The following is a 25141-nucleotide window of genomic DNA, read 5'->3' as shown; positions in this document are numbered from 1 at the left end:
CATGTCCACGCAAGCGTCCCGCTCCGCCGCCCGGCTGATGCTGTCGCCGGCCGTCCTCCTGCTGCTGGTCTGGATGATCGTGCCGCTGGCGCTGACGCTGTGGTTCTCGGTCCAGCGCTACAACCTGCTCACGCCCGACCGCTCGGGCTTCGTGTGGTTCGCCAACTACGCGGCCTTCGTGACCTCGCCGGCCTTCTGGCTCGCCATCCTGAACACGCTGCTGCTGGTGGGGGGCGTCCTCCTCATCACCGTGACGGGCGGCATCCTGATCGCGCTGCTGATCGACCAGCCGCTCTGGGGGCAGGGGGTGGTCCGCATCCTGGTGATCTCGCCGTTCTTCATCATGCCGCCGGTGGCGGCGCTGATCTGGAAGAACATGTTCTTCAATCCCTCGAACGGCCTCTTCGCCGAGGCGCTCCGGGGCATCGGGCTGGCGCCCTTCGACTTCCTGGGTCAGGCGCCGCTCGCCTCGATCATCGTGATCGTGGCGTGGCAATGGCTGCCCTTCGCGACGCTGATCCTGCTGACCGCGCTCCAGTCGCTGGACAGCGAGCGGCTGGAGGCGGCCGAGATGGACGGCGCGAACCCCTGGAACCGCTTCCGCTTCATCATGCTGCCGCACCTCGCCCGCGCGATCACGGTGGTGGTGCTGATCCAGACGATCTTCCTGCTGGGCATCCTCGTGGAGATCCTGGTCACGACCAATGGCGGGCCGGGCAGCGAATCCACGACGCTGACCTTCCTCGTCTACAAGGAGGCGATCCTCGACTCGGATGTGGGCACCGCCGCCGCCGGGGGCGTGGTCGCCGTCATCCTCGCCAACATCGTCGCGATCTTCCTGATGCGCGCGATCGGCAAGAACCTCGACGCTTAAGGAACGCATCATGGCCCGAGCCGTCAGCACGCAACGCAAGGCCGTCAACACCGCTCTCGCCTGGGGGGTGGCGCTCCTGATCGCCTTCCCGATCCTGTGGACCTTCCTGACCTCGTTCAAGCCGGAGCCGCAGGCCGTGGCCTCGCCGCCGGTGTGGTTCGGCTTCGACTGGACGGTGCGGAACTACGTCGATGTCCAAAGGCAGCGCGACTATTTCGACTACTTCTGGAACTCGGTCGTCCTGGCGCTGGGATCGACGGCGCTGGGGCTGGTCATCGCCATCCCGGCGGCCTGGTCGATGGCCTTCGTGCCCGGCGCCAAGACCAAGGACCTGCTGATGTGGATGCTGTCCACCAAGATGATGCCGGGCGTGGCGGTGCTGGTGCCGATCTACCTGGTCTTCGTGTGGCTCGGGCTGCTCGACACCCGGATCGGCCTCGTGGTGGTCCTGATGCTCATCAACCTGCCGATCATCGTCTGGATGCTCTACACCTACTTCCGCGAGATCCCCGGCGAGATCCTGGAGGCGGCGCGGATGGACGGGGCGTCGCTGGGGCGAGAGATCCTCTATGTGCTGACGCCGATGGCGATCCCCGGCATCGCCTCGACGGTGCTGCTCAACATCATCCTCGCCTGGAACGAGGCGTTCTGGACCATCGTGCTGACCACGACCAACGCCGCGCCGCTGACCAAGTTCATCTCGGGCTTCTCGTCTCCGCAGGGGCTGTTCTACGCCAAGCTCTCGGCGGCCTCGACCATGGCCATCGCGCCCATCCTCATCATGGGGTGGTTCTCGCAAAAGCAACTCGTCCGCGGCCTCACCTTCGGCGCCGTCAAGTAAGGGGAACGACAATGGGACAGATCACCCTTTCGGGCGTCACCAAGCGCTTCGGCGACGTGGAGGTGATCCCGCCGCTGGACCTCCAGATCGGGGACGGCGAGTTCGTGGTCTTCGTGGGGCCGTCGGGCTGCGGGAAGTCCACGCTGCTGCGGCTGATCGCCGGGCTGGAGGACACGAGCGCCGGCCACATCAGCATCGACGGCAGGGACGCGACGGGTCTGCCGCCCGCCAAGCGCGGCCTCGCCATGGTGTTCCAGAGCTACGCGCTTTATCCGCACATGACGGTGCGGAAGAACATCGCCTTCCCGCTGCGGATGGCGGGGATGGACAAGGCCGAGCAGGACCGGCGGGTGGAGGCGGCGGCGAAGGTGCTGAACCTGTCGTCCTATCTCGACCGCCGGCCGGGCCAGCTCTCGGGCGGGCAGCGGCAGCGGGTGGCGATCGGGCGGGCCATCGTGCGGGAGCCGGCGGCGTTCCTGTTCGACGAGCCGTTGTCCAACCTCGACGCCGCGCTGCGCGTGGGGATGCGGATGGAGATCAGCGAGCTGCACGAGAAGCTCAGGACCACGATGATCTACGTCACCCACGACCAGGTGGAGGCCATGACCATGGCCGACAAGATCGTGGTGCTGAACGCCGGTCGCATCGAGCAGGTGGGCTCGCCGCTGGAGCTGTATCGCGCGCCCCGCAACACCTTCGTCGCGGGCTTCATCGGCAGCCCGAAGATGAACCTCGTCACCGGCCCCGAGGCCGCGCGGTTCGACGCCCACACGATCGGCATCCGGCCCGAGCACATCGGCGTGCACCCGACCATGGGCGACTGGCGCGGCGTAGTGGGGGTGTCCGAGCACCTGGGGAGCGACACCTTCTTCCACGTCCACGACACCGGCCTTGCGCCGATGATGACCGTGCGCGCGGGGGGTGAGGTGGGGCTGACCCATGGCGACACGGTGTTCCTGACGCCCGATGCCACCAAGATTCACAGATTCGACCAGAACGGAATCCGACTATGAGACTTCAAGGCAAGCGCGCCCTCATCACCGGCGCGGCGCGCGGCATCGGCCTCGCCTTCGCGGAGGCCTACACGCGCGAGGGCGCCCGCGTGGCCATCGCCGACATCGCCATCGACCGCGCCCGCGCGGCGGCGGCGAACCTCCCCGGCGCCATCGCCGTCCGGATGGACGTGACCCGGCAGGACAGCATCGACGCGGCGGTGGCCGAGGTCGAGCAGGAGCTGGGCGGCATCGACATCCTGGTGAACAACGCCGCGCTCTTCGAGGCGGCGCCGATCGTGGAGATCACGCGCGAGAGCTACGACAAGCTCTTCTCGGTGAACGTCGCGGGCGTGTTCTTCGTGACGCAGGCGGTCGCCAAGGGCATGATCGCGCGGGGCACGGGCGGCAAGATCATCAACATGGCCTCCCAGGCCGGGCGGCGGGGCGAGGCCTTCGTCGCCGTCTACTGCGCGACCAAGGCGGCCGTCATCAGCTTCACCCAGTCGGCGGGGCTGAACCTCATCAAGCACGGCATCAACATCAACGCCATCGCGCCGGGCGTCGTGGACGGCGAGCACTGGGACGGCGTGGACGCCGAGTTCGCGCGGCTGGAGAACCGACCGCTGGGCGAGAAGAAGCGGCTGGTGGGCGAGAGCGTCCCCTTCGGCCGCATGGGCACCGCCGAGGACCTGCTCGGCATGGCGATCTTCCTCGCCTCCCCTGAATCCGATTACGTCGTCGCCCAGACCTACGGGGTGGACGGCGGGAACTGGATGGCCTGAGCCATGGATCTGGGTCTCAAGGGCAAGGTCGCGGTCGTCACCGGCGGCAGCGTCGGCATCGGGCTCGGCGTGGCGCGGGCCTTCGCGCGCGAGGGGGCGGACGTGCTGATCGCCGCCCGCGACGGCGCGCGGGCCGAGGAATCGGCGCGGACCCTGGGCGGGGAGTTCCCGGTCCGCGTCGTGGCGCAGGCCTGCGACGTGGCGACGGCGGAGGGCTGCGCGGCGCTGATCGACGCGGCCCGGCGCGAGTTCGGCGGCTGCGACGTGCTGGTGAACAACGCCGGCACGGGCTCGAACGAGACGATCCTGGAAGCCGCCGACGACAAGTGGCAGGCCTACTGGGACCTGCACGTGATGGCGGCGGTGCGGCTGGCGCGGGGCCTCGCCCCCCTGATCGCGCAGCGCGGCGGCGGGGCGATCCTCAACAACGCCTCGATCTGCGCGACGCAGCCGCTCTGGTACGAACCCATCTACAACACCACCAAGGCCGCCCTCGTCATGCTGTCCAAGTGCATGGCGACCGAGTTCATCCCCATGAACGTGCGGGTCAACACAGTAAGCCCCGGCCTGATCCTCACCCCCGACTGGGTGAAGACGGCGCGGCAACTGTCCGAGCCCACGGGCGGCGACTGGCAGGGCTACCTCCAGGGCGTCGCCGACGAGCACGCGGCGATCAAGCGCTTCGGCACGGTGGAGGAGCTGGCCGACTTCATGGTCTTCCTCTGCTCGCCCCGCGCGGCCTACGCGGTCGGCGGCAACTATTTCTATGACGGCGGAATGCTCCGCACGATCTGAAGGGTCCTTCCCCATGTCCATCCCCCTGAACGCCGCCGCCCTGAGCCGCCTGCCCGAGGGCGTGGCGGGGCCGGCCTACGACCGCGCGAGCCTCACGCCCGGCATCCTCCATGTCGGCGTCGGCAACTTCCATCGCGCCCATATGCAGGTCTATCTCGACCGGCTGTTCGGCCTGGGGCGGGACCACGACTTCGCCATCGTCGGCGCGGGGGTGCGCGCGGCGGATGCCGGCATGCGCGACCGGCTGCTGGCGCAGGATTGCCTGACGACGGTGGTGGAGCTGGACCCCTCGGGGCTGAGCGCGCGGGTGATCGGGTCGATGATCGACTTCGTTCCGGTGGAGGCGCAGGCGGTCATCGCGGCGATGAGCGATCCCGCCATCCGCATCGTGTCCACGACCGTCACCGAGGGCGGCTACTACGTGGACGCCAAGACGGACGGCTTCGCGGCGGACCACCCGGACATCCAGCATGACGCGGCCAGCCCCGAGTCCCCGAAGACGGTGTTCGGCATGGTCCTCGCCGCTCTTCGCCGCCGGCGGGATGCGGGCCTGCCGCCGTTCACCTTCCTGTCCTGCGACAACCTCCCCGAGAACGGCCATGTCGCGGCGCGGACGGTGATCGGGCTCGCGCGGTTGCAGGACGCAGGATTCGCGGAGTGGGTGGAGGCGAACGTGGCCTTCCCGAACTCCATGGTGGACTGCATCACGCCCGCCACCTCGGACCGCGAGCGCCGGATGGTCGCCGACCGCTTCGGCCTGATCGACGCCGTGCCGGTGGCCTGCGAGCCGTTCCGGCAATGGGTGATCGAGGACAACTTCCCGCAGGGCCGCCCCGCCTGGGAGGAGGTCGGCGCCGAGTTCGTGGCCAACGTCGCGCAATACGAGCTGATGAAGCTGCGCATCCTGAACGGCGGCCATGCGGCCATCGCCTATCCCGGCGCGCTGCTCGGGCACCACTTCGTGCACGACGCCATGGCCGATCCGCGCATCTCGGGCTGGCTCGACGCGCTGACGCGGCGCGAGATCCAGCCGACGCTGAGCCCCATCGAGGGCGTCAGCTACGACGCCTACCGGGAGCTGATCGCGTCCCGCTTTGCCAACCCCGAGGTCGGCGACACCATCCCGCGCCTCTGCCTCGACGGCTCGAACCGGCAGCCCAAGTTCATCCTGCCGACCGCCAAGGCCGCGCTGGCCGAGGGTGGGGCGTTCGAGGGGCTGGCGCTGGAGGTGGCGCTCTGGTGCCGCTACTGCGCCGGGACGGACGAGGCGGGCCGCGATATCCCGCCCAACGACGACAACTGGGAGGACCTGCGGGCGCGGGCGCTGAAGGCCAAGGACGACCCCGACGCCTTCCTGTCGAACGCGCTGGTGTTCGGGGATCTCGGAGCCGATCCGCGCTTCGCCGAGGCGTTCGGCGCGCAGCTCCGGTCGCTGTGGACGAACGGCGTCGAGGCGTCGCTCGCCGCCTACGTCAGGGGCTAGCGGGTCACGCCCCCACCGCGAGATCCGCCCAGATCGGCAGGTGGTCGGACGCCACATGGGACAGCGGGCTCGCGTGGACCTCCGACCGCACGGCCCGCACCGCCCCGCCCAGGATCATGTGGTCCAGCGCCACGAAGGGCCGCGAGGCGTGGAAGCTGGGGCCGGGGCTCACCAGACGGAGGTCGCGGGGGAAGGGCGCCAGCAGCCGGCCCGGCGCGCGCTCGTTCAGGTCGCCGGCGATGACCACGGGCATCCGGGCGTCGCGCGTCGCCTCCAGCAACGCCGCCATCTGCCGGTGCCGCGAGCCGCGCTGGAGCCCGAGATGCGCCGCGACCAGCGTGAACTCGCCGCGCCCGATCTCGGGCCGGATGCGGGCGACGATCGCCCCGCGCGGCTCCAGCCCCGGCAGCTCGACGAGCTGCGCCACCTCGCATCCCAGGCCCCGCCGCAGCAGGATCGCGTTGCCGTGCCAGCCCAGCGACGGCCCCGGACCGGGGTCGAGATGGACAAAGCGCCCATGCGCCGCCAGCAGCCCCAGCGGGATCGCCGCCGGGCGCTGGCCGAGGCGCTTGTCGGCCTCCTGGAGCACCACCACGTCGGCGTCGATCTCGTCCAGCACGGACAGGATGCGCTCGGGCCGCCGCTTCCAGTCGAGGCCGACCGCCTTGCGGATGTTGTAGGAGGCGAGCCGCAGCCGCCATTCCCGCGCCGGACGCCGCGCCATCAGAGCACCCCCCTCACAGCACGGGCGAGACGAGGCGCGCGACCGAGTCGCGGAAGCGCGGCAGGCGCGGGCCGGCGCGGTAGGCGTCGGGGTCGAACCGCCGGCAACGGGCGCGGTCGCGGTCGTAGGCGGCCTCCAGATCGGCAGCCACGGCGGCGTCGTAGACCAGCGCGTTCAGCTCGTAGTTGATCGAGAAGGAGCGGATGTCCCAGTTCCCCGAGCCGACCGAGGCCACCCAGCCGTCGGCCACGACCGTCTTGGCATGGAGGAAGCCGCCCTCGAACATCAGCACCTCGACCCCGGCCGTCGCGATCTCGGCCAGATAGGTGCGGGCGGCCCAGTAGACGAGCCTCTGGTCGGGCCCGCCGGCCGTCACCATCACCGACACGTCGATCCCCGAGAGCGCGGCGCATTTCAGCGCCTCGGCCAGCGAGGCGTCGAGGATGAAGTAGGGGGTCTGCACGCGCACCCTCTCGCGCGCGTTGGAGATCATGCCGAAGTATTGCGTGCGGATCGCCCGCCAATCCGAATCGGGGCCGGAGGTGACGAGCTGCACGGGCTGGCCGTCGCCGTCGGCGTCGTCGAGCGGCGGGAAGTGCTCGGGCGCGAACAGGTCCTGGCCGGTGGCGTTGGCCCAGTCCACGGCGAAGACCCGTTGGAGGGCGCGCACCGACAGGCCGGTCATCCGCAGATGGGTGTCGCGCCAGACCGTGAAGCCCTTGCCCGGTTTCAGGTGCTCCTCGCCGATGTTGAGGCCGCCGGTGTAGCCGATGCGGCCGTCGATCACCGCGATCTTGCGGTGGTTGCGGTAGGATATGGTGTGGACGCGCCAGAGCGGCGAGGAGGGCCACATCTCGATGCCGCGCGCCCGCATCCGGCGGACGTAGATCGCGCCCTTGATGCCGAAGGACCCCACGGGGTCGTAGAGGAGGCGGACCTGCACGCCCTCCGCGACCTTGGCCTCCAGCAGCGCCATCAGGCGCATCCCCAGCCGGTCGGGGCGCCAGATATAGTATTGCAGGTGGATGCTGTGCCGCGCCGCCTCCAGATCCGCGAACAGGCGCGGATACTTCCGGCTGGCGTCCTGAAGGACCTCCACGCGGTTCGAGGTGGTGACGAGGCCCCCGGAGGCGGCGTGGCAGAGCGTCGCGAGCTGGCGCAGCAGCGCCGGGCGCGCGGCGATGCGGGCCATGGCGTGCTCGTGCTCGGCCACCGCGCGGTCGAGCGTGTCGCCCAGAAGCTCGGGCCGGTCCTGGCGGACGAGGGTGCGGGTGCGGCCGACGCCGCCGCGCATCCGGCCGAACAGGATGTAGAGGACGAGTCCGCCCAGCGGCACGGTGATAAACAGGAACAGCCAGGCGAAGGCCGATTGCGGGCGGCGGTTCTCGGAGACGATGTAGGCCACGGCGGCGATGACGTAGATCGTGTAGGCCAGCGTGAAGGGGGTCATTCGTGGTCCTTGGATCGCGCCCGGTTGGCCGCTGCCACCTATGCTTTCCCAAGCGGAGGGCCAGCCGCAACCCCCGCTCACAGCGGCTGTGCGCGTGGGGCCCTTGCCTTCGGGGCGCATCCGGGCTCCGTTCCGTCTCCAACGGCGTGGCGGAAGGGCGGTCAGCATGGAATTCGGTCTTTATACGTTCGGCGACGTGGGCCGCGACCCCCACACGGGCCATGTCGTGACGGCCAGCGAACGGCTGCGCAACCTCGTGGAGGAGATCGCGCTGGCCGACGACGCGGGACTCGACGTGTTCGGCCTGGGCGAGCATCACCGGCCCGACTACGCGGTGTCCGCGCCCGCCGTGGCGCTGGCGGCGGCGGCGTTGCGGACCCGGCGGATCAGGCTCGCCAGCGCGGTGACGGTGCTCAGCTCCGACGACCCGATCCGGGTGTTCCAGCAGTTCGCCACGCTCGACAACCTGACCGAGGGGCGGGCCGAGATCATCGCCGGGCGGGGGTCCTTCATCGAATCCTTCCCGCTGTTCGGCCATGACCTCGACGACTACGATTCGCTCTTCGCCGAGAAGCTGGCGCTGCTGATGCAGTTGAACGACGCCGAGCGGATCACCTGGCCGGGGACCCGCCACACCCCCGCCATCGAGGATCGGGGCGTCTATCCGCGCCCCTTCAACGGGACCCTGCCCATCTGGATCGCGGTCGGCGGCACGCCGCAGTCGGTGGCCCGCGCCGGGATGCTGGGCCTGCCGCTGGCGGTCGCGGTGATCGGCGGCGAGCCCGCGCGGTTCAAGCCGCTGTTCCAGCTCTATGACCGCGCCGTGGGGCAGGAGGGGCACGACCGCTCCAGGCTGAAGACCTCTCTCAACGTCCACGGCTTCGTGGGCGAGACCTCGCAGGAGGCGGCCGACACCTTCTACCTGCCGCAGGCCGAGGTGATGGACCGCATCGGCCGCGAGCGCGGCTGGGGGCCGACGAACCGGGCGCAGTTCGACATCGGGCGGGGCCCCAAGGGCGCGCTGTTCGTTGGCAGCCCCGCCGAGGTGACGGACAAGATCCTCGCCATGCACGAGGTGCTGGGCTTCGACCGCTTCGTGATCCAGATGGCGATCGGCGTCATCGAGCATCGCAAGCTGATGAAGGCGATCGAGCTGTTCGCCACCCGCGTCGCGCCCGAGGTCCGCAAGGCGCTGGGCCGGTAGGCGGCCTAGGTCGCCCGCTCAGACCGTCGTGGCCTCCGGCTCGGGCCGGGGGTCGAGGGGGCTCAGGCCGCGCTTGTACTCCTCCACCCGCTCGTCGATCTCCTCCCGCTCCTCCTCGGTCATGGGGGGCGGACGGACGTTCAGGGCGCGGGCCTCCTCGGGGTCGATGCGGACGCGGGCGATGACCGGGAAGTGGTCCGAGCCGACCTTGGGGCCGAGCCGGAAGTCCACCATCGCGATGTCGTCCGTGACGAAGAGCTGGTCGATGGCGCAGCGGATCAGGATGTTGTTGGCGTGGAAGCTGGCATAGAGCCCGCGCCCGATGCGCGGGTCGAGGTAGCGCCCGTAATGCTTGAACAGCCGCGAGGTCGGCGACCACGCCGCGTCGTTGAAGTCGCCCATGGTCACCAGCGGCACGTCCGACTTCCGCGCGAAGCGGGCGGCATACAGGATCTGGGCGTCACGCTCGTCGGTGTCCACGCCGGGGACGGGCGGCTGCGGGTGCAGCCCGACGAACCGGAACAGCCGACCCCCGCGCGTCCGCAGTTCGGCGAAGACCGAGGGCGTCTCGTCGACGGTCAGGCGCGCGGCCTCGGATTCGACGACCTCCAGTTTGGTCGCGAAGATCATGCCGTAATAGTCGTCCTTCGGGATCTCCACCCGATGCGGGTAGCGGGCCAGCGCCGGCCGCAGCGCCTCCAGCCACCGCTCGTCCGTCTCCATGAGGAGGAGCACGTCGGGGTCCACGTCCGCGATCAGGTCGCGCACGAGGTCGTGGCGGTCGTTCTCCATCAGCACGTTGGCGGCCATGAGCGTGACCTCCGCCCCGTCGTCGCGGCGGGGCGCGAACCGCATCTGCCGCCGGGCGAGCGGCGTGAAGGGCCGGATGCGGCGCAGATGCACGGCCATGCCGAGGAGCGTCGGCACCAGCACCAGCCAGCGCAGCCAGCCGTCCAATGCCCAGAGCGCGAGCGCCGCCACCGCGCCCTGGGCGATGGCGATCTGGATGCGGGGGAAGTCCCACATGCGTATCCACCAGTCCTGCCGCCCGGAAAGCGGCAGCAGCGTGACGGCGGCGAGGAGCAGGGCGAGCAGGAGGAGCAGGACGGTCATGCCCAAGGCTTAACCGATTCCCGCCGCTTGGGAAGCGCGCCGTGACGCGCCCTCACTCCGCCGCCTGCGCGCCCGCCCCGCGCCCGAGCCCCCGCGCCACCCGCGCCCCATATTCGGGGTCGGCCTGGGTGAAGTGGTGGATCATCCGCTCCTGGATCGACGCCGCGCAGGTGGACAGCGCCCCCACGAGGTTCGCCACCAGCTCCTCCCGCTCCGCGTCGGAGAAGGTCCGCCACCGCTCTCCCGCCTGGGCGAAGTCATTGGTGCGCGGGATGCGCTGCCGCCCGACCTCGCCGGCCCAATGGGTGCGCGGCCCCGGCCCCGGACGCGGCTGCTCCGACAACCCGCCGAGCTGCGACGGCTCGTAGTTGACGTGCGGGTTCGCGCCCGCCCCCTCGCCGTCCACGCGGTAGCTCATCTGCCCGCCCCGCTGGTTGGTGGCGAAGGGGCAGCGCGGCGCGTTGATCGGCAGTTGCAGGTAGTTCGGCCCCACCCGATACCGCTGCGTGTCCGAATAGGCGAAGGTCCGGCCCTGCAGGAGTTTGTCCTCCGAGAAGTCGATCCCGTCCACCAGCACCCCCGTCCCGAAGGCCACCTGCTCCACCTCGTTGTGGTAGTCGGAGGGGTTCCGGTTGAGCTGGATGTGGCCCACGTGCCGCAGCGGGAACTGGTCCTCGGGCCAGAGCTTGGTCACGTCCAGCGGGTCCCAGTCCAGATCGGGATGCTCGTGGTCCTCCATGACCTGGATGAACATGTCCCATTCCGGGAACTCCCCCCGCGCGATGGCGTCGTAAAGGTCGCCCGTCGCGTGGTTGAAGTCCTTTGCCTGGATCGCCTCGGCCTCCGATTGCGTCAGGTTCCGCACCCCCAGCCGCGGCTGGAAGTGGAACTTGCACAGCACCGCCACGCCTTGGGCGTTCACCAGCTTGTAGGTGTTGACGCCCGACCCCTGCATCTCGCGGTAGGTCGCGGGGATGCCCCAGGGCGAGAACAGGTGCGTCACCATGTGCGTCGCCTCGGGCGACATCGACACGAAGTCGAAGAACCGCTCCATCGACTGCCGGTTGGTGAGGGGGTCCGGCTTGAAGGCGTGCACCATGTCGGGGAACTTCAGCGGGTCGCGGATGAAGAACACCTTGAGGTTGTTCCCCACGAGGTCCCAGTTGCCGTCCTCGGTGTAGAACTTGATGGCGAAGCCCCTCGGGTCCCGCAGCGTCTCCGGGGAATGCCCGCCGTGGATCACCGTGGAGAAGCGCAGGAAGATCGGCGTCTCGGTCCCGGCGCGGAACACCCTGGCGCGGCTGTAGTTCTCCATGGGCTCGTCGCCCAACTTGCCGCTGGGGACGAACGTCCCGTGCGCCGCCGCGCCGCGCGCGTGGACGACCCGCTCGGGGATGCGCTCGCGGTCGAAATGGCTGATCTTCTCCAGGAAGTGGTAGTCCTCCAGCACCAGCGGCCCGCGCGGCCCGATGCTGCGGGTGTTCTGGTTGTCGTAGACCGGGTGGCCCTGGCGGGTCGTGAGACCGGGGGAGGGGCGATCTGCCATGGTCTGTCCTTTCGCGGGGAGCGGCGACGAAGATTGGCGCGGCATCTAGGCCTCTCGCCCCTCTGGGCCAGGGTCGGTGGGCGCCGTCCCTGCGTCACCCCCCACGCGCGAGGAGGAGCGCCCCATCGAGTGCCGTCCCCAGCGCTGGAATAACGGCCCACCGCCCCCCCAGCCGCGCCGCGAAGACCGGCCCCAGCCCGCCCAGCAGCACCACCGGCAACGCCGCCCCCTCCTGCAGCAGGTCCACCGCCGCCGCGACCTCGGCCACAGCCCGGTCCATGACCTCGCGCGCCGCCGGGTCGTCGGAGGCGACGACGCGTGGCGCGAAGGCGGCGAAGTCGGCGGGGCGCGCCGCCAGCGACAGGTTCACCACGCCGTCGGGCCCGCCCTGCTCGGCCACCAGGGCCGCCAGCAGCGGTGTTTGGGGCACGAAGCCGTCCACCGCCCGCAGGGCCTGGGACAGGATCGCCCGACCGATCCAGGCGCCGCTGGCCTCGTCGCCGAGGATCAGCCCCCAGCCGCCGATGAGCCGCACCGCGCCGCCGCGCTGGCGGGCGAAGACCGACCCGGTGCCCAGCGCCGCCACGATGCCGTCGCGCTCTCCCAGAGCGCCCTTCACGGCGGCCACCGCGTCCGACACGATCCGCGCCTCGGCGAAGGGCAGGGCGGCGCGCAGCCGCTCGGCGAAGCCGCGCCCGTTCGCGCCCGCCAGTCCGAGCCCGGCCCGCAGGCGCGGCATCTCCGACTCCGGCAGGCCCGCGTCCGCCAAGGCGGCGCGCGCGGCGCGAAGGAGGTTCTCGCGCGCGCCCTCCAGGTCCGAGGCGATGTTGGCCGGCCCGCCCGCGCCACGCCCGAGCACCCGGCCCGCCTCGTCGGCCACCGCCGCCCGGCACCCGCTGCCGCCGCCATCGATCCCCAGATACAGCATCCCGCGCCCCGTCCCCGACCCGTCCCGCCCGCCTTGTCGCGCGCGGACGCGGCAAGGGGAAGGGTCGGCTCCCACCGGAGGCCGTTCGGGCGCGGGCCCTCGTCGCGACGCGATGGCCGACCTAGCCGGGTTGCCAGGGGCGGGCCGGGGCGTCGGGGGACAGGACGAAGAAGCCGTCGGCCGGGAGGCGCTCCCAGGGGCCGGCGTGGCCGTGGGGCCAGAGGATGCGGACCTCGGCCGCCGCTTCGGGGCCGAGGCCCATGTGCCACCAGCCCAACGCGCCGCCCGCGTGGCCGCCGCCCACCGTCACCTCGCGCGCGTGGACGCCGTCAGGCAGGCGCATCTCGATCCAGGCGCCGATGGCGTCGCGGTTCGGGCCGGGCTGCTCCAGCCGGAGTTGCAGCCAGTGACCCGTGCCCGCCGTGACGTTGCGCCAGACCTGCGCCGGGGCGCGGCGGTTCGTGACCACGAGGTCGGGGAGGCCGTCGAGGTTGAGGTCGGCGAGGGTGGCCCCGCGCGAGGTCGCCATGCTCGCCACCCCGGCCTCCAGCCCGGTCTCGCGGAAGGTGCCGTCCGCGCGCAGGAGGAGGAGGTTGTTGGGGTCCTTCGCAGCGAAATCGGGCATCGCGTCCACGTTGCCCTTGGCGATGAACAGGTCGGGGCGGGCGTCGTTGTTCACGTCGGCGAACTCGGCGTGCCAGGCGGTCGAGGGGCGCACGTCGCCGCCGGTGTAGGGGCGCTGGGCGATGGCGCCGCGTGGGAAGGCCACATCGACGAAGGCCGGGCGCGGCCGGCGGCCGTCGGCGGGCACCTCGACCAGCGTCTGGAGCTTGTTGTCGGCCATGCTGGTCAGCGCGTATTCGGGGAAGCCGTCGAGGTCGAGGTCGCGCGAGGCGATGCCCATGCCCCAGATGCGGAGATAGGCCCAGCCCTCGGCCTCGGTGGCGAGGCGCGGCGGGGCGGCAGGGGCCAAGCGCCAGAGCTGCTCCTGCCCGCCCTTGTAGTATTCGCGGTCGTTGGAGACCCGCAGCGACGGGGTGCCCGAGCGGTCCCAGTCGGTGAAGAGCAGCGAAAGCGCGCAGTAGCTCGGCTTCAGGGGCTGGGGCGCGGCGAAGTGCCGGCCCTCGGGGCGGACCAGGAGGTTGTCGGTGCAGGAGCCCCAGGGGAAGAACTCCTCGGCGGGGTCGATGTAGGTGCCGAGCGCGAGGGTGGGCCAGTCCTGCCCGGCCTCCCAGGTGGCGGAGAAGGCGGAGGACCAGGCCGAAGGCGCGCGAAAGCCCCAGCCCTCGGGCGCGGGCTCGAACCGGCAGTCGCCCAGGCCCCGCAGGAGCCGGCTCTCGCCCTGGCGCAGGAGCATGAGGTCCGGCCGGCCGTCGGCGTCCACGTCGAGGGGGTAGGCGCCGGTGACTGCGGGGATCTCGATGCCCGATTCGACCTTCAAGAAGCGGAGCGGGCCGCCTCGGGTGGAGCGGTTGCGCCAGAGCGAGGCGGGGGAGGCGCCGCCGGCGAAGGCGAGGTCGGGGAAGCCATCGCCCGAGCAGTCGAGGGCGGCGACGCCGCCCCCGACCATGTACTCCCAATCGCCGTCGTAGCTGCTGGCGAGGCCGGCCGTCGCGGTCTCCTCGACGAAGCGGGGGACCAGCGGCTCCTCGGCTCGGACGGCGGTGGCGAGGAAGGCGGCGAGCAGGAGGAGCCGCCTCACCGCCGCATCCTCAGCGCGATGGCGTGGGCAGCGACGCAGCGGCCCTGGTCGAGCCCCCTCTCGATGGCGGAACGGAAGTGGATGCCGCCGTGGAGCCGGGACAGGGCGGCCTCCTCGGCGGCGGCCCGGAACGAGGGGAAGTGGCGGGCGGGCAGGCCGTCCTCCTCGTGGGCGCGGTCGGCGAAGGCGAAGCCCTCGCCCAGCAGGGCGGTGAGCACCTCGGCCGCCGCGCCGGACTGCGTGCTGTGGCCCGAGGGATATTCGGGAAAGGGAGGGGTGATGAGCAACGGCTCGAAGGCGGGGTCGAGATGGTCGCGGATGTAGGTCACGGGGCGGAGCAGGTTCCAGCGGTACTTCTCGTGCCAGCAGCCGATGAAGGCGTCCGCCATGGCCACCGAGAGCCGCGCCAGGACCTCGGCGCGGAGGTCGAGGTCGGCGTCCCGGGCGTCGAGCGCCTGCTGGGCGATGGCGATCCAGTGGCCGGGCGGGGTGGGGGAGAGCATGGGGTCGTCGGACCAGAATCGGGCGATGGCGCGCTGCTCCTCGGTGAGGGTCCGGCGCGTCTCCAGCACCTCCCGCGCCTCGGCCATGAAGGCCGAGCCCTCCGCCTCGCTGTAGGCCGGCGGCGGGGGCAGGGGACAGGCGGCCCCGTCGGGCATGGCGAAGGTGCGGTTCCCGCCCCAGTCGGGCAGAAGGGGGAGCTGCTGCTGGACGATGCGGCTCGTGGGGACCCAGAGGCCGGGCCCCTTGGCAAGGTCGTGGGCCAGGGGAAAGCCCATGTTCTCCACGACCGCGCCACCGTCGCCGGCGGCCCAGGCGAGGACGTGCCGTGCGACGGCCTCGCCCTGCGCTCGGCTTCTCCCGGCCACCTCGGGCGGCAGGCCCTCGGCCGTGGCCTCGCCCAGCCGCTCGGCCATGCGGGCCATGGCGCGCTGGCCGGTGGGGCCGGTGTTGGCGAAGAGGTCGGCGATGACGGTGGACAGGGCGGCCTCCAGCACCACCGCCTCGTCGTAGGCGGCCGCGGGGTCGCGCAAGGGGGGCGCATCGAGATCCCGGAGCTGGCCGGCGAGGCTCAGGAGATCGGGCGAGCCGCCGGCCACGGCCTCGTAGGCGGCGACGTAGAGATAGGCGAAGGCGCGGCTCGCGACGGGGGGCGACGTCGTCGGCGTGTGCCGGACCAGCTCCAGCGCGAGGCGCGTGTTGATGTCCATGAGCTCGACCGGGCCGGGCCGGGCCTCGGCCCCCCCGGCGAGCCCAGCGGAAAGGGCCAGCGTGGCAAGTCCGCGAAGCAGCATCTTCATCGACATTCCCCCCGGGGCGAGCAAGCCACGGAAGCGTGCAGGTGGGAAGCCCCCGGAGCGTGGGCGGAGAGCGTCGCGCCGAGGCGTAGGCCACAAATTTTTCGCGAGCGGTGACGGAATCCCGTGCGCGAGCCGTTAAGTTCGTGTTCCGGCGCGCTGCGCGTCGTTCCGCACCCCCAGGAGGGTCCCCGATGGGTCGAATCCAGGTCCTGCGCGCCGCGCTGGCATCGTTCCTTCTCCTGTCCGCCGGCGCGGCCGGCGCGCAGCAGGGCGGCGGTCCGCCCGGCGGAGGGACGGACGGGCCGACCGAGGTCGGGGTCGTCGCGCTCGCGTCCGATCAGGTGCCGGTCTCGGTCACGCTGCCGGGCCGGGCCGTGGCCTTCGAGGACGCCGACATCCGTCCGAGGGTGAGCGGCGTCATCGAGGAGGTCGCCTATCGGCCCGGCGTGGCCGTGGCCGTGGGTGATCCGCTGTTCCGCATCGAGGACGACAGCTACCTCGCCGAGGTCGCCGCCGCCGAGGCGACGGTCGCGGGGGCCGAGGCGGGCGTCCAGACCGCCCGCGCCACGGTGGAGCGCTACCGGACGCTGGAGGGCAGCGCCATCAGCCAAGCCGACCGAGAGACGGCCGAGGCCGCGCTGTCGCAGGCCGAGGCGACGCTGGCCTCGGCCCGCTCGGCGCTCCAGACTGCGCAACTCGACCTGGAGAGGACCGAGATCCGCAGCCCCATCGACGGCATTCCCAGCGTGGCCGCCGTCTCGGTGGGCGAGCTGGTCACGGCGAACCAGGCCGAGGCGCTGGCCACGGTGACGCGGCTCGACCCGATCTACGTGGACGTGACCGAGTCGAGCGCGCGGATGATGCGCGTGCGCGAGCAGATCGCGCAGGGCACCCTCGCGGTGGGCGACGAGCTCGGGATGCGGCTCGTGCTGGAGACGGGCGACATCTACGAGGGCGAGGGCCGGCTGGTCACGCCTGGGACCACCGTCTCCACCACCACGGGGACGGTCGATTACCGGGTCCAGTTCCCCAACCCCGACCACCTGATCCTGCCCGGGCAGTTCCTCCGGGTCGAGGTCACGCTGGGGACCAGCGAGGGCATCCTCGTGCCCCAACGCGCCACGTCCCGCGCGGCGAGCGGCGAGCTGACGGCCTTCCTGGCCGAGGACGGCGTGGCGCGGCAGGTCGTGCTGACGACCAGCGGCACCTACAGCAACGCCTGGGTGACCGACTCGGGGGTGGAGCCGGGCGACCTCCTGATCGTGGACGGCCTGCGGGATCTCCGCGATGGGGCCGAGATCGCGACCGTCCCGGTCGTCATCGGCGGGGACGGCGTCGTGCAGGAGCTGACGCCCGAGGGGGGCGGCGACGCGCCGCCCGCGACCGCCGGGGAGGCGCCGCAGGCCGCCGCCGAGGGCGAGCCCGTCGAGCGGGCGGATGCCGCCGGTGCGACCCGGCCGGTCGCCGCCACTACCTCCTCCTCGACCTCGCGGGAGTGAGGGCATGGCGCTGTTCTTCATCCACCGGCCGGTCTTCGCCTGGGTGCTGGCCATCGTGACGATGCTGGCGGGGGCATTCGCCCTCACCACCCTGTCCGTGTCGCAGTATCCCGACATCGCGCCGACGACGATCCGCATCTCGGCCTCCTATCCCGGCGCGACCGCCGAGGCGGTGCAGAACTCAGTGACCGAGGTGATCGAGGACGGGCTCACCGGGCTCGACGGGCTCCTTTACACCGTCTCCTCCTCGCGCGAGGGGTCGGCCAGCATCACGCTCACCTTCGACGAGAGCATCGACGGGCCGGACGCGCAGAACGAGGTGCAGAGCCGCGTCCAGCAGGTGGAGGGGCGGTTGCCCGACGCCGTGCAGCAGAACGGCGTCACCGTCTCGCGCTCCACCTCCTCGATCCTGCTGGTGGGGTCGCTGGTATCCACGGACGGTCGCTACACGACGCTCCAGCTCGGCGACATCCTGTCCACCTCGGTCGAGGGGCCGGTGACGCGCACCGAGGGCGTGGGCGGGATCAACGTCTTCGGCTCGGGCTACGCGATGCGGATCTGGCTCGATCCGCTGCGGCTGGTGCAATATCAGCTCACCCCCGCCGACATCGTGGACGCGGTCGAGGCGCAGAACACCACCGTCTCGGTTGGCGCGCTGGGCACGCAGCCCGTGGTGCCGGGGCAGCAGTTCACCGCCACGATCACCGCGCAGAGCCAGCTATCGACCGTGGAGGAGTTCGAGGGCATCCAGGTCAAGTCCGGCGACGACACAGGCACCGTCTACCTGGGCGACGTGGCGCGGGTGGAGATCGGGCAGGAGCGCTATGGCGGCGATTCCCGCTTCAACGGCCTGCCGGCGGCGGGCTTCGGCGTGAACCTCGCCACCGGGGCCAACGCCGTGGACACGGCGGCGGCGGTGCGCGAGACCATCGCGGGCGTCCAGGCGGCGCTGCCCGACGGGGTCGAGGTGCGCTACGCCTACGACACCTCGCCTTTCGTGGAACTGTCCATCGAGCAGGTGGAGCACACGCTGATCGAGGCCATCGCGCTGGTGTTCCTGGTGATCCTCGTCTTCCTCCAGAACTGGCGGGCGACGCTGATCCCCATCATCGCAGTGCCCGTCGTGCTTTTGGGCACCTTCGCGGTCCTGGCGGCGCTGGGCTATTCCATCAACACGCTGACGATGTTCGCCATGGTGCTGGCCATCGGCCTCCTCGTGGACGACGCCATCGTCGTGGTCGAGAACGTCGAGCGCGTGATGGAGCAGGACGGGCTGGACCCCTTGGCCGCGACCGAGAAGAGCATGGGACAGATCACCGGCGCGCTGATCGGCATCGCGCTGGTGCTCTCGGCGGTGTTCCTGCCCATGGCCTTCTTCCCGGGCTCGACAGGCGTGATCTACCGGCAGTTCTCGGTCACGATCATCTCGGCCATGCTGCTCTCGGCGGCGGTGGCGCTGATCCTGACGCCGGCGCTCTGCGCCTCGTTCCTGCGGCGGCCCAAGCACGGCCGGGGCTTCCTGCCCGCGCGGCTGTTCAACCGGGGCTTCGACGCGACGACCGGAGGCTACGCCGCGGCGGTGCGCCGGATCGTCGCCTGGCCCGTCGTGGCGCTCCTCGTGCTCGGGGGCATCGGCGCGGGGGCCTGGATGATCTACGGGCGGATCGAGAGCTCGTTCCTGCCGTCCGAGGACCAGGGCGTGCTGATGACGCAGATCAACCTGACCGAGGGGGCGACCACGGCGCAGACGGCGGCGGTGGTGCGGGAAATCGAGGACTACCTGCTGACCGAGGAGGCGGAGGCGGTGGAATCGACCTTCGCCGCGCTCAGCTTCGGCTTCCAGGGCACGGGGCAGAACCGCGCCATGGTCTTCGTGAAGCTGAGGGACTTCGAGGAGCGGGCCGACGCCGAGCTGTCGGCAGCGGCGGTCGCGCAGCGGGCCAACGCGCGGTTCGGCTCGCATCGGGCCGGCCGGGTCTTCTTCATCCAGCCGCCGGCGATCCAGGGGCTCGGGAACTCGTCGGGGTTCTCGATGTATCTGGTGGACCAGACCGGGGCCGGCACCGTCGCGCTGCGCGAGGCCGCCGAGCGGCTCGTGGAGATCGCCGAGGCCGATGGCCGGGTCGAGAGCGTCCGCGCCTCGGGAACCGAGGACGAGAGCGCGCTCCGCATCGACATCGACCAGCAGAAGGCCGAGAGCTTCGGCCTTTCGGTGCCGCAGGTGAACGCCATGCTGTCGGTGATCTTCTCGGGCGAGAGCGTCAACGACTTCACGCTCGGGTCCAGCCTGCGGCCGGTGATCGTGCAGGGCGAGGCTGGGTCGCGGATGCAGCCCGAGGACATCGAGGGCTGGTACGCCCGCAACGGCAGCGACGAGATGGTGCCCTTCTCCTCCTTCATCACCACGTCCTGGGCGCCGGTCGCGCCGACGCTGTCGCGCATCGACGGGCGTCCGGCGCTGTCCATCGACGGCTCCGAGGCGCCGGGCACCAGCTCGGGCGAGGCGCTGGACGTCATGGAGGAGCTGGTGGCCGACCTCGGCGGCGGCTGGGGCGTGGCCTGGACGGGCCTCAGCTACCAGGAACGGCAGTCAGGCAACCAGGCGCCGTACCTCTATGCGCTGTCGGTCCTCGTGGTGTTCCTTTGCCTTGCCGCGCTGTATGAAAGCTGGTCGATCCCCTTCTCGGTGATGCTGTCGGTTCCGGTGGGGGTGCTGGGCGCGCTGGTCGCCGCATGGGCGTTCGGGCAGTCGAACGACGTCTACTTCAAGGTGGGCCTGCTCACGACCATCGGCCTCGCGGCCAAGAACGCCATCCTGATCGTGGAGTTCGCCCGCGACCTGGAGGCGGCGGGGCGGACCGCGGCGCAGGCGGCCATCGAGGCGGCGCGGCTGCGGCTGCGGCCGATCCTGATGACCTCCATCGCCTTCATGCTGGGGGTGACGCCGCTGGCGCTCGCCACCGGGGCGGGGGCAGGGGCCCAAAACGCCATCGGCATCGGCGTGCTGGGCGGGACGCTGGCGGCGACCTTCATCGGCATCTTCCTCGTCCCGGCCTTCTACGTCGTCCTGCGACGGGTGACGGGGGGCCGGGCGGTCGCCGCGCCGCAGCCGGCCGAGTAGGGTCAGGCCGAGGGGCGGGTCAGCATGAAGGCGGCGGCCCCCGCCAGGGCCACCGCCTGCACCGCCAGAACCGCCGGCGGCAGAGCCAGAAGGACGGCGCCGATCAGCGAGCCGCTCATCAGGAGGCAGGCCACAGCCTTGTGCCGGGGCCGGATCGCGCCGCGCGTCTCCCAGTCCCGGATGGCCGGGCCGAAGTGGCGGTTCCGCTCCAGCCATCGGCGCATCCGGGGCGAACCCTTGCCGAAGGCGAAGGCCGCCAGGATCATGAAGGGCGTCGTCGGCACGACGGGCAGCGCCACTCCGATGATCCCGAGCGTCAGCGCCACATAGCCCAGGGCGGTCCAGAGGAGGCGCATCGGAGTCATGGCGCTGGCGCCCCAAGGATGCGGCTCTGCTCCAGCACCGTGCCGTCGGTGGCGAGGACGAGCCGGAGGGTCGTCGCGCCATGGACGAAAGTGAGCCGGAAGCGGCCCCGGTCCTCGGCCTCGCCCGTCTCGAACCGGTGGACGATCCGGCCCTCGCGCATGAGCCCGGGCACCCGGGACGGGTCCAGGCCCAGAAGGGGGCCGAGGTCCTCGGCGTCGATGACGAAGCCTCCGTCCGGTCGTGGCTCGAGTCGCATCCTGGTCCCGCTGCGTTGCCCGGCCGGCCGGGGCCGGGCCTCCGGCGACCTCGCCCGGGACGGAAGGCGGCGTCAAGGCATGACGCGGCCGGACAGGGTATCCTTGCGCCGATGGCTTGCGCCGATAGCTTGACTGCCGCCGGGCGCCGCTACGGAACCCCCGCCCCGATCCGCTGCAAGGGGGGAAACGCCATGATCGTCCGTAACGGGCCCCGCCCCTGAAAGCTCCTGTTCGTCGTGCGCGGGTCGGTGGTGCCGCCCATCGCCGGGCCACTCGCACGGCCCATCCCTGCCGCCGCTCGCGCTGGCCCGGCCGGCGGGATGGCCCACGCCAATCCTCGTTGGCATCGCTGCTCCGGTGTTCCTGGGCCTCGCCGAAGTCTCGGAGCGGCGATGCCAGCCCCGCTGGGAGGGGCTGACGCCTTGCCGCTCGACGCCATCGTGCGGGCGGCGGGGATCAGCCTCGCCACGCATCTCGGGGTCCAGTCGCCCGAGTCGATCCGGCCCGCGACCTTCACATCGGCTGATCCCCTTCGGAGCCTCGGAAGGGGGCGGCGTCCGCGATGCCGGACGCCGCGTCGGCTCCAATCGGTCCCCTCAGGCGATCCCCTCTCCCCCTGTCACGCCATAGACCTCGCCGGTGATGTAGCTGCCTTCCTGCGAGGCGAGCAGGACATAGACCGGCGCGATCTCCACCGGCTGGCCGGGGCGGCCGAACTTGGACTGGGCGCCGAACTGCGGGATCTTCTCCTGCATCTGGCCACCACTAGGCTGGAGCGCGGTCCAGAATGGCCCCGGCGCGACCGAGTTCACGCGGATGCCCTTCTCGATAAGCTCGGTGGCGAGCGCCTTGGTGAAGGCGACGATCCCCGCCTTGGTCATGGCGTAGTGCATGATCGCGGTCGAGGGCTCGTAGGCCTGGATCGAGGAGGTGGTGACGATCGCGCCGCCGGGAGGCAGCAGCCTCGCCCCCTCCTGTGCCATCCAGAACAGCGCGTAAAGGTTGGTCCTGAGCGTCTCGTCGAAGTCCTCGGTCGTAATCTTGTCGAGCGATTCGTAGGCCTGCTGGTGCCCGGCGTTGATCACGAGGACGTCGAGGCCGCCGAGCCTCTCGGCCGCCTCCCGCACCACGCCCCTCGCATAGGCCTCGTCGGTCACGTCGCCCGGCAGCGCCACGGCCTTGCGACCCTCTGCCTCGATCAGGCGGATCACCTCGTCCGCGTCGGGCTGCTCGTCGGGGAGGTAGGAAAGGGCGACGTCCGCGCCCTCGCGGGCATAGGCGATGGCCACCGCGCGGCCGATCCCTGAATCACCGCCAGTGATGAGGGCCTTGCGACCCACGAGCTTGCCCGAGCCCTTGTAGCTCGTCTCGCCGTGGTCGGGCTTGGGTGTCATCTCGCGCGCGAGGCCGGGAACGGGCTGCGGCTGCTCGGGGAAGGGGGGCTTGGGATACTGCTCGCGGGGGTCCTGCATCCGCAGGCGGTCGTCGGCCATGGTCGATCTCCTCGTTGGCGCGCGGCGGGTATGGGCCCGGGGCGGCTTGGACGGGAGACAACGGGTCTGGGCCGGATCGGTTGCATCCGGGAGGCGGGCCGCCGCTGGGACAGGCCCGGCCGCGCGGGGCCGGGCTGGAGATCGTGGTGGGTCTGGAAGGAAACGGGCGCTCAGCTTCCCCAGTGGCGCACGTCGCCGCAGTCCATGTGGACGAAGCCCGAGCCGCTGTAGCGCCCGACGCCGCCCGCCTGGCAGGCCATGGCAGCCCGGGCGATCTGATTCACCGACCGCGAGTCGAGGTGGAGGTCGGCCGCCTGGCCCCGCATGTGCAAGGAGTTGCGCGCCACGCCCGAGGAGTTGGAGCGCAGCATCGAATTGGTCTGTGGCGAGCGGTAGCCCGAGAGGAGCATGTAGGGCTCGCCCACGTCGAGGAGGTTGTGCGAGGCGGCCATGATGTCGATCGTGCGGGTGTCGATGGCGACCGCCTGCCCGTTGCGCCAGTCGCGCATGAACATGCTGATCTCGCGCACCGACTCGGCGATGTAGTCGCCATCGATCCAGTAGATGGTGTCGATCCTCTCGCCCGTGCGGCCGGAATACATGCGGATGCGCCGCACGTCCCCCGCCCCGCGCACGAGGCCCGCCGCTTTGGAGAGGGTCGGGGCGGCCGTAACCGCCGTGGCGGCGAACACGCCCAGGAGCGCACGCCGAGAGATGCCCGAAGAGCCGATGTTGTCCATACCGCCAGCGCCTGTCCCGTCGCCTATGTTATAAGCCCATGTTTCTTGGGCATTCTTGGTCATCTTGTTTCAGATGCCTCACGACTATGGCATGAGTCGCCCGGGCGACCAAGGAGAGACTGCCACAAGATCCTTAACGAAATCCCCATTCGGCAGGAATTTGCTCAACTAGCAGGAGAGCCACACCTGTTGCAGATTGGCCGACCCTTCCGGCTCCGGGTCGCCGGGACGTTGTGGCGGGACGGGGCGTCCCGGACTATTCTCCGGTTGCGACCCTCCCGAACGAACGAGGCCCCGATGCTCGTCCCCTCCCGACGCCGATTCCTCGCCGGGCTCTCCTCCGGGGCGCTGGCCGCCATCCTCCCGGCCGCGCCGGCCTCGGCGCTGGCCCTCGCGACGGGGTTCCAGCAGGGCGTGGCCGAGGCCGCGGCCCGGGACGAGGTCCTGGCCGCCTTCTACCGCGCCCGTGGGCTGGACGGGATCTGGACGGGCAGCGACGGCCGCGACGTGGCCCGCCGCAACGCGCTGCTGGCTGCCATGGCCGAGGCGCCGGTCCACGGCCTGGGGGTCCGGCGCCACGATCCCGAGGCGCTGGTGAGGACCCTGCGCGCCGCCGCGACCCCGCGCGAGCAGGGCCATGCCGAGGTGGAGATGAGCCGCGCCTTCCTGCGGCTCGCGGGAGACCTCAATGCAGGGATGCTGGTGCCATCCAAGGTAGAGGATCACATCAAGCGCGAGGTGCTGGCCGCCGATCCGCTGGCCGTCATCACCGTCTTCCCCGAGGAGGAGCCGGTGGCCTTCCTTCGCGGCCTCGCGCCCACCACGGCGGAATACGCGCGCCTCCTTCGCGAGAAGGCGGCCCTGGAGGAACGGATCGCGGCAGGCGGCTGGGGGCCCGAGGTGCCGATCGGCAAGTTGGAGCCCGGCGCGAGCGGCGCGGCGGTCCGGACGCTGCGCGACCGGCTGATCGACATGGGCAGGCTCCGGCCGACGGCGGGCGCGCGCTACGACGCGGGCCTGACGGCCGCCGTCCGGCAATTCCAGGCCGACCATGGCCTCGCCCCCGACGGCGTGGCGGGCGAGGGGACGCTCCGGGAGGTCAACGCCTCCCCGACCGACCGCCTCCGCAGCGTCCTCGTGGCGCTGGAGCGGGAGCGGTGGAACGCCGCGCCGCGCGGATCGCGCCATGTCTGGGTGAACCTGACCGACTTCACGGCGGCCATCATGGATGACGACGTGCCGACCTTCCGCACCCGCGCGGTGATCGGTGCCACCGCCGACGACCGGCAGACGCCCGAGTTCTCGGACCTCATGCAATTCATGGTCGTGAACCCGAGCTGGTTCGTGCCCCGGTCGATCATCGTGAACGAATACCTGCCGCAGCTTCGCGGCAACCCGAACGCGGCGGGGCACCTGCGGATCACCGATTCGTCGGGCCGTGTCATCGACCGGGGATCGGTGGATTTCTCGGCCTACTCGGCTTCGAGCTTCCCCTACGCCATGAGCCAGCCGCCCGGGCCGTCGAACGCCTTGGGCGTCGTCAAGTTCATGTTCCCCAACCCCTGGAACATCTACCTGCACGACACGCCCGCCAAGGACCTGTTCGGGCGCGAGACGCGGGCCTTCAGCCACGGCTGCATCCGCCTCGCCGACCCGCGCGGCTTCGCCCGCCACCTCCTCGCGCGGCAGGTCCGGGACCCCGAGGCCCTGTTCGACGAGAAGCTGCGGAGCGGCGCGGAGACCCGGGTGAACCTCGACCAGCCGGTGCCGGTCCACCTCGAGTACCGGACGGCGTTCACGAATGTGCGGGGCGGGCTCCAGTTCCGGCGCGACGTCTACGGCCGCGACGGCCGGATCTGGGCGGCCCTGGAGGTGGAAGGGGTGGAGGCCGCGCCGCTCCGGGGCTAGAACCCCGACGACCACGCCA

The 25141-nt window shown here is 71.2% G+C and carries 21 protein-coding genes; 10 read left to right on the top strand and 11 right to left on the bottom strand.

The features are described 5' to 3' along the window. The first annotated feature begins 1 nt into the window (after position 1). From J2Z33_RS01390 to J2Z33_RS01365, 6 genes are read left to right on the top strand one after another with little or no spacing between them, the layout of a single operon-like run. A complete protein-coding gene (locus J2Z33_RS01390) occupies positions 2 to 874 on the top strand; it encodes a carbohydrate ABC transporter permease (RefSeq protein WP_209837104.1) in 873 nt (290 codons plus the stop codon). A gap of 10 nt (positions 875 to 884) precedes the next feature. Next, positions 885 to 1715 carry a carbohydrate ABC transporter permease gene (locus J2Z33_RS01385; protein WP_209837102.1) on the top strand — a complete coding sequence of 277 codons (831 nt, stop codon included), beginning with the start codon at positions 885 to 887 and terminating at the stop codon, positions 1713 to 1715. Positions 1716 to 1726: 11 nt separating this feature from the next. After that, on the top strand, positions 1727 to 2728 hold the full coding sequence (locus tag J2Z33_RS01380) for an ABC transporter ATP-binding protein (RefSeq protein ID WP_209837100.1): 1002 nt from the start codon (positions 1727 to 1729) through the stop codon (positions 2726 to 2728). Beyond that, the gene (locus J2Z33_RS01375; RefSeq protein ID WP_209837098.1) at positions 2725 to 3492 is read left to right on the top strand and encodes an L-iditol 2-dehydrogenase; all 768 of its coding nucleotides are present in this window, start codon (positions 2725 to 2727) and stop codon (positions 3490 to 3492) included. Before J2Z33_RS01380 ends, J2Z33_RS01375 begins: the two co-directional genes overlap by 4 nt. Before the next feature lie 3 nt (positions 3493 to 3495). After that, the gene (locus tag J2Z33_RS01370; RefSeq protein WP_209837095.1) at positions 3496 to 4287 is read left to right on the top strand and encodes an SDR family NAD(P)-dependent oxidoreductase; all 792 of its coding nucleotides are present in this window, start codon (positions 3496 to 3498) and stop codon (positions 4285 to 4287) included. 13 nt (positions 4288 to 4300) lie between these two features. Further along, positions 4301 to 5770, top strand: a complete 1470-nt coding sequence (locus J2Z33_RS01365) for a mannitol dehydrogenase family protein (protein WP_209837093.1) — start codon at positions 4301 to 4303, stop codon at positions 5768 to 5770. 4 nt (positions 5771 to 5774) lie between these two features. Here the strand turns inward: J2Z33_RS01365 and J2Z33_RS01360 are convergent, their stop codons facing one another. Then, positions 5775 to 6494, bottom strand: coding sequence for an endonuclease/exonuclease/phosphatase family protein (locus J2Z33_RS01360; protein WP_209837091.1), 720 nt, complete (start codon positions 6492 to 6494; stop codon positions 5775 to 5777). A gap of 13 nt (positions 6495 to 6507) precedes the next feature. Further along, positions 6508 to 7944, bottom strand: coding sequence for a cardiolipin synthase (gene cls, locus J2Z33_RS01355; protein ID WP_209837089.1), 1437 nt, complete (start codon positions 7942 to 7944; stop codon positions 6508 to 6510). A 166-nt stretch (positions 7945 to 8110) separates the two neighbouring features. Here cls and J2Z33_RS01350 point away from each other — a divergent pair, with 166 nt between their 5' ends. After that, positions 8111 to 9148, top strand: coding sequence for an LLM class flavin-dependent oxidoreductase (locus tag J2Z33_RS01350; protein WP_209837087.1), 1038 nt, complete (start codon positions 8111 to 8113; stop codon positions 9146 to 9148). A gap of 18 nt (positions 9149 to 9166) precedes the next feature. Here J2Z33_RS01350 and J2Z33_RS01345 read toward each other — a convergent pair whose 3' ends face one another. From J2Z33_RS01345 to J2Z33_RS01325, 5 genes are all read right to left on the bottom strand, one after another. After that, on the bottom strand, positions 9167 to 10261 hold the full coding sequence (locus tag J2Z33_RS01345) for an endonuclease/exonuclease/phosphatase family protein (protein WP_209837085.1): 1095 nt from the start codon (positions 10259 to 10261) through the stop codon (positions 9167 to 9169). Positions 10262 to 10313: 52 nt separating this feature from the next. Further along, a complete protein-coding gene (locus J2Z33_RS01340; RefSeq protein ID WP_245218385.1) occupies positions 10314 to 11807 on the bottom strand; it encodes a catalase in 1494 nt (497 codons plus the stop codon). A gap of 94 nt (positions 11808 to 11901) precedes the next feature. Further along, positions 11902 to 12735 (bottom strand): glucosamine kinase nucleotide-binding domain-containing protein, encoded by an 834-nt coding sequence (locus J2Z33_RS01335; protein ID WP_209837081.1) that lies wholly within the window; start codon positions 12733 to 12735, stop codon positions 11902 to 11904. A gap of 121 nt (positions 12736 to 12856) precedes the next feature. Next, positions 12857 to 14437, bottom strand: a complete 1581-nt coding sequence (locus tag J2Z33_RS01330; RefSeq protein WP_209837079.1) for an FG-GAP repeat domain-containing protein — start codon at positions 14435 to 14437, stop codon at positions 12857 to 12859. Continuing rightward, the gene (locus J2Z33_RS01325; RefSeq protein WP_209837077.1) at positions 14434 to 15738 is read right to left on the bottom strand and encodes a vanadium-dependent haloperoxidase; all 1305 of its coding nucleotides are present in this window, start codon (positions 15736 to 15738) and stop codon (positions 14434 to 14436) included. Before J2Z33_RS01325 ends, J2Z33_RS01330 begins: the two co-directional genes overlap by 4 nt. Positions 15739 to 15929: 191 nt before the next feature. Between J2Z33_RS01325 and J2Z33_RS01320 the strand changes: the two genes are divergently transcribed. Next, positions 15930 to 17237: an efflux RND transporter periplasmic adaptor subunit gene (locus J2Z33_RS01320; RefSeq protein WP_209837075.1), complete on the top strand. Its 1308-nt coding sequence runs from the start codon at positions 15930 to 15932 to the stop codon at positions 17235 to 17237. Positions 17238 to 17241: 4 nt separating this feature from the next. Then, entirely contained in the window at positions 17242 to 20358 is a 3117-nt protein-coding gene (locus J2Z33_RS01315; RefSeq protein ID WP_209837073.1) for an efflux RND transporter permease subunit, read from the top strand. A gap of 2 nt (positions 20359 to 20360) precedes the next feature. Here J2Z33_RS01315 and J2Z33_RS01310 read toward each other — a convergent pair whose 3' ends face one another. From J2Z33_RS01310 to mepK, 4 genes are all read right to left on the bottom strand, one after another. Next, the gene (locus tag J2Z33_RS01310) at positions 20361 to 20723 is read right to left on the bottom strand and encodes a YbaN family protein (protein ID WP_245218383.1); all 363 of its coding nucleotides are present in this window, start codon (positions 20721 to 20723) and stop codon (positions 20361 to 20363) included. After that, entirely contained in the window at positions 20720 to 20980 is a 261-nt protein-coding gene (locus tag J2Z33_RS01305; protein WP_209837071.1) for a DUF6522 family protein, read from the bottom strand. The genes J2Z33_RS01310 and J2Z33_RS01305 overlap by 4 nt, the downstream gene beginning before the upstream one ends. Positions 20981 to 21577: 597 nt before the next feature. Further along, positions 21578 to 22474, bottom strand: a complete 897-nt coding sequence (locus J2Z33_RS01300; RefSeq protein ID WP_209837069.1) for an SDR family oxidoreductase — start codon at positions 22472 to 22474, stop codon at positions 21578 to 21580. Positions 22475 to 22644: 170 nt separating this feature from the next. Next, positions 22645 to 23214, bottom strand: a complete 570-nt coding sequence (mepK, locus tag J2Z33_RS01295; protein WP_209837067.1) for a peptidoglycan L,D-endopeptidase MepK — start codon at positions 23212 to 23214, stop codon at positions 22645 to 22647. A gap of 297 nt (positions 23215 to 23511) precedes the next feature. Between mepK and J2Z33_RS01290 the strand changes: the two genes are divergently transcribed. Further along, on the top strand, positions 23512 to 25122 hold the full coding sequence (locus J2Z33_RS01290; RefSeq protein WP_209837065.1) for a L,D-transpeptidase family protein: 1611 nt from the start codon (positions 23512 to 23514) through the stop codon (positions 25120 to 25122). Positions 25123 to 25141 lie beyond the last annotated feature (19 nt).

Origin of the sequence: Rubellimicrobium aerolatum (assembly GCF_017872975.1) — a bacterium.
In the GTDB taxonomy this organism is placed as follows: Bacteria; Pseudomonadota; Alphaproteobacteria; order Rhodobacterales; family Rhodobacteraceae; genus Rubellimicrobium; species Rubellimicrobium aerolatum.
Note: the sequence above shows the minus strand (reverse complement) of the source record. Positions and strands in the feature narration are given on the sequence as shown.